Raw genomic sequence first — 3830 nt, 5'->3', positions numbered from 1 at the left:
TAGTGTTTGGCTGAGAATCTTTCGATTATCAACTCCCACACTAACTTTATACAAAACCGTTGCCGTTAACAGCGCAAATTTCGTCCGAAATTTCGCAGTTAGCCGAACGGTTTCTTTTCTTAGAAACTTGAAATTACGTAACTCCGCATTTTTTTAAAACTAAATATGAAAGTTCTCTCTTTTAAATGAGATTTAAACTATTCGCTTTCTAAATCCTTGATATATTACTATAAACGATACATATTACTCTAGCTTCTTTTAAAATATCGTAACAACGCTGAATTTAAATTGTAAACGTTGAGAATTTATTAGAAAATGAAAACTAATACGCTTTTAGAATTTGTAACTGAGTGGTTGAATTTTTATTCCTACGCTGAGTCTGGATTTCTTGAGATTTACACAATGAATTGTAAAGTAGAATCACTGAAGAAAAATGAAAAACTAAGAATTGAAAATTAATGATCCGTACTGCTAAAAGGCAACAACGCATAAAAACAATTTGGGCTTGGTTTCTTTCCCTAAGTTCTGTACTTTTAAACTAACTAAATCAGTACGCTCGAAAAGGCTATGCCCCTTTCTCCCAAACTGATTTTTATACAAAACCGTTGTAAACAAGCAAAAATTCTGAGATAAATTTCATTTACACGTAGAATATATTTATCTTTACACGTAAATTAATTTATCATGGATACAAAACTTACTTTAAGCCTTGACAAATCAGTAATTGAACAAGCAAAAGATTATGCTAAATCAAATAAAGTCAGTCTTTCTAGATTGATTGAAACTTACCTCGCTTCCTTAACTAGCAAAAAAAATAGCGATTTAGAAATTACTCCTTTGGTTCAAAGTCTTAGTGGTGTGATTGATTTAAATCAAGAAACTAATTCAAAAGATGATTACACAAATTTCTTAACGGAGAAATACAAATGATTCGATTATTAATAGATACAAATATTGTCATAGACTTATTGGCTAAACGAGAAGAATTTTACACAGAAGCTGCGACCTTATTTTCTTTGGCAGATAAAAACTTGATTACTTTGACTGTATCATCTTTAACTTTTGCCAATACAAATTATATTCTATCAAAATTAAAAACAGAGAAAGAAGCAAGAACAATCCTGAGAAGATTTAAAGTACTTGTTCAAACTTTAGCACTAGATGATAAAGTTACAGAATTAGCTTTGAACGATGATAATTTTCCTGACTTCGAAGATGGATTACAATACTATTCTGCTATTGAAAATGAAATTGATATAATTATAACTAGGAATCAAAAAGATTTTAAAAACTCGAGAATTCCTGTAATGTCAGCAAAAGAATATTTAGCAAGAAAATAAGCCAGTTTACAACACCGCATAAAGTTAATGTGGGTTTTTATGGCTTAAACAAAGGTTTGTGTTTTTTTACTATGTCACTTCTACTTATTTAAGTATTTTTAGGTCAACTAAGAAAAAACATAAAATAAGTATAAGCTTAGTGTTAGGCTGATAATCCTACGATTATCAACTCCCCCACTAACCTTATACAAAACCGTTGTACTGCATTAAAAAATAACGTCAGAAAACAAAATTCAAATCGAAATTTCTTATTTTTGTTTCAAATCTTTAATTATGGATATACAAGCTGAAAAATTAGAATTAATGAAGTTGTTACTGAATACAGAGAATCCTTCAATACTTGAATCTATAAAAAATATTTTGAGAAAGGAGAAAACTTCTGATTTCTGGGACGAACTGAGTGCAGAACAGAAAGAAGAAATTAAAAATGCTGATCTTGAAATTAGCCGTGGAGAAACTGTGAGTTACGATAACTTTATGTCTTCTCATAGATAATGAGTAGAACTGTAATTATTACAAAAACGGCGGAAAAAAAACTTGATAAATTATTCAAGTACCTTCTCGAGAATTGGAGTGCGAAAGTTAAATCTGATTTCGTGAAAAAATTAGATAGAAACGTCAACTTAATTAAATCAAACCCTGAAAGTTTTCCTCAGTCTGAAAAAAATAAAGGAATGTTTAAATGTGTAATAACAAAACAGACAACTTTATTTTATAGATATACTTCTGAATCTATTACAATTGTTACAATTTTTGACACAAGACAAAATCCAATAAAACTAAAAAGGATAAAAAAATAAAACGCAGTACAACAACGTATAATGTTAATGTGGGGTTTTAGTTTTAGCCCAAAAGTTTAGTGTTTCTTTTTTGGGTCGCTTATACTCATTTGAGTATTTTTAGGTCCACAAGATAAAAAAACTAAATAAGTATAAGCTTTGTGCCTCGGGGGACAATTTTGTGATTGTCTACCTCCCACACTAACCTTATACAAACACGTTGCAAAACATTGTCGAGCAAGTTTGCGGAAACCACTTAATCGGAAAAAAATCGGAAGAAAAATTTTGAGTTTTTATGCCTTTCGAGTTTAAAAAAGTAGTGAGAAATTAAGAACAATCTCTCAATCGGAAAATTTGGAGAATATCATATTAAATTCTAAAATGTTGGAATTTACTCAAACTCTGAACATCAAATTGGTGGAATTCTTACTCAAAACCTGAATTTATCAAGTTTGCGGAATTGAGTAAAATGCGGAAAATCTGAATTGCGGAATTTACTCAAACTCTGAATTAAAAACTTGGCGGAAAAACATCTTAAAAGTTTAATTCTGAAAAATTGGAAAAATGAATAAAACTCAGTTACGAAAACAAAAAAACAACGATTTTGCAACACCGTGTAAAAAAAATCGCTAAATTTATTGCTTCACCAAAGGCTGTTGCTTATTTGCTCACATCAGATTTTCCGGTGGAAAATCCTCGCGAACAAAACCGCAACTTTTCTTACACAACAACGTTGTAGCCAATTTGAAAAAATGACAATCCGATTAGAAAAGAAAAATAGAATTACGACTGATTTTGTTCAGATTGAAATCGATGAACATCTATTGAAAATACAATCTGGAGAAATAGATAAAAGTGCAATTTCTAACTCTACCAAACATTGTGGAACAAATGAAAAAGCAATAAAAGAATTAGATAAATTGAAACAAGAATTTCTTGAGAAAAAATATATTGAAGTAAAAACTCAAATGCTACCAATTGATTTTAATGGAATTTTTGACAAAGCCAAATGGCATTTTAGCGGAGAGTTTCCGAAAGATTTAAATAATTTTCAAAGTTATGTTCATACAGGATTTTACTTAGCTTGGATTATTGAAAAAGATTTTTTTAAATCTGAGAATAATGGGTTATTAATTGAAGTTGAAAAAGTAAAAAACAGAGAAATAACTGGTGCTGAATTTTTTGAGAAAAATCTTGATGGAGTTTTAATGGACGAAGATTTAAATGAAAAAGGAAATGAATTTACTTATGCCTATTATGAAAAAGGGAGTTTTTTAGACGATTATACTGAAATACTAGGAAAAGACATTCCAACTTTATATCACGTAAAAGATAATTGGAAAAACTACGACAAACTGAAACCCATTTTAGAAAAAAGATTGAAAGATTGGGAGAAATCTAAGAAATCGAAATGGTGGAAAATTTAACTAATAAAAACTGGCCACAACACCGGCTAAACTTCATGCGGGTTTTGTGCTTACTTCAAAGTTTTGTGTATATTTACTAAGTCGCCAAATCTTGTTGATTTGGCTTTGTGAAAACAAAGAAACAAATCCAAACAAAAAGCTTCGGCTTAGTTGCGTGTTCGAAAATCTTGTCGATTTTCAACCCCGCACAAAGCCTAGCCAAAACCGTTAGCATTCATAACCTCGACCGAAAATATACTACTACCACTCACACATTTTTCCCACGAAACATTTTGGTTCCTTAT

The 3830-nt window shown here is 30.2% G+C and carries 5 protein-coding genes; all 5 read left to right on the top strand.

Translation table 11 applies throughout. The features are described 5' to 3' along the window. The first annotated feature begins 684 nt into the window (after positions 1–684). Positions 685–930: a DUF6364 family protein gene (locus tag FGM02_RS16495; protein ID WP_139959602.1), complete on the top strand. Its 246-nt coding sequence runs from the start codon at positions 685–687 to the stop codon at positions 928–930. Further along, complete coding sequence (locus FGM02_RS16490; RefSeq protein WP_139959601.1) at positions 927–1340, top strand: type II toxin-antitoxin system VapC family toxin; 414 nt, start codon at positions 927–929, stop codon at positions 1338–1340. The genes FGM02_RS16495 and FGM02_RS16490 overlap by 4 nt, the downstream gene beginning before the upstream one ends. A gap of 273 nt (positions 1341–1613) precedes the next feature. Further along, a complete protein-coding gene (locus tag FGM02_RS16485; protein ID WP_139959600.1) occupies positions 1614–1835 on the top strand; it encodes a hypothetical protein in 222 nt (73 codons plus the stop codon). After that, a complete protein-coding gene (locus FGM02_RS16480) occupies positions 1835–2140 on the top strand; it encodes a type II toxin-antitoxin system RelE/ParE family toxin (RefSeq protein ID WP_139959599.1) in 306 nt (101 codons plus the stop codon). The genes FGM02_RS16485 and FGM02_RS16480 overlap by 1 nt, the downstream gene beginning before the upstream one ends. 731 nt (positions 2141–2871) lie before the next feature. Then, positions 2872–3546 carry a DUF7832 domain-containing protein gene (locus FGM02_RS16475; protein ID WP_139959598.1) on the top strand — a complete coding sequence of 225 codons (675 nt, stop codon included), beginning with the start codon at positions 2872–2874 and terminating at the stop codon, positions 3544–3546. The last annotated feature ends 284 nt before the right edge of the window (positions 3547–3830 follow it).

The organism is Flavicella sediminum (genome assembly GCF_006381105.1).
Taxonomy (GTDB): Bacteria; Bacteroidota; Bacteroidia; order Flavobacteriales; family Flavobacteriaceae; genus Flavicella; species Flavicella sediminum.
The sequence above is the reverse complement of the archived record's forward strand: the minus strand, read 5'-3'. Positions and strand labels throughout refer to the sequence as shown.

Coding starts and splice junctions, on each gene's coding strand:
- FGM02_RS16490 (WP_139959601.1), top strand. CDS start 927: ATGATTCGATTATTAATAGATACAAATATTGTCATAGACTTATTGGCT.
- FGM02_RS16480 (WP_139959599.1), top strand. CDS start 1,835: ATGAGTAGAACTGTAATTATTACAAAAACGGCGGAAAAAAAACTTGAT.
- FGM02_RS16475 (WP_139959598.1), top strand. CDS start 2,872: ATGACAATCCGATTAGAAAAGAAAAATAGAATTACGACTGATTTTGTT.
- FGM02_RS16495 (WP_139959602.1), top strand. CDS start 685: ATGGATACAAAACTTACTTTAAGCCTTGACAAATCAGTAATTGAACAA.
- FGM02_RS16485 (WP_139959600.1), top strand. CDS start 1,614: ATGGATATACAAGCTGAAAAATTAGAATTAATGAAGTTGTTACTGAAT.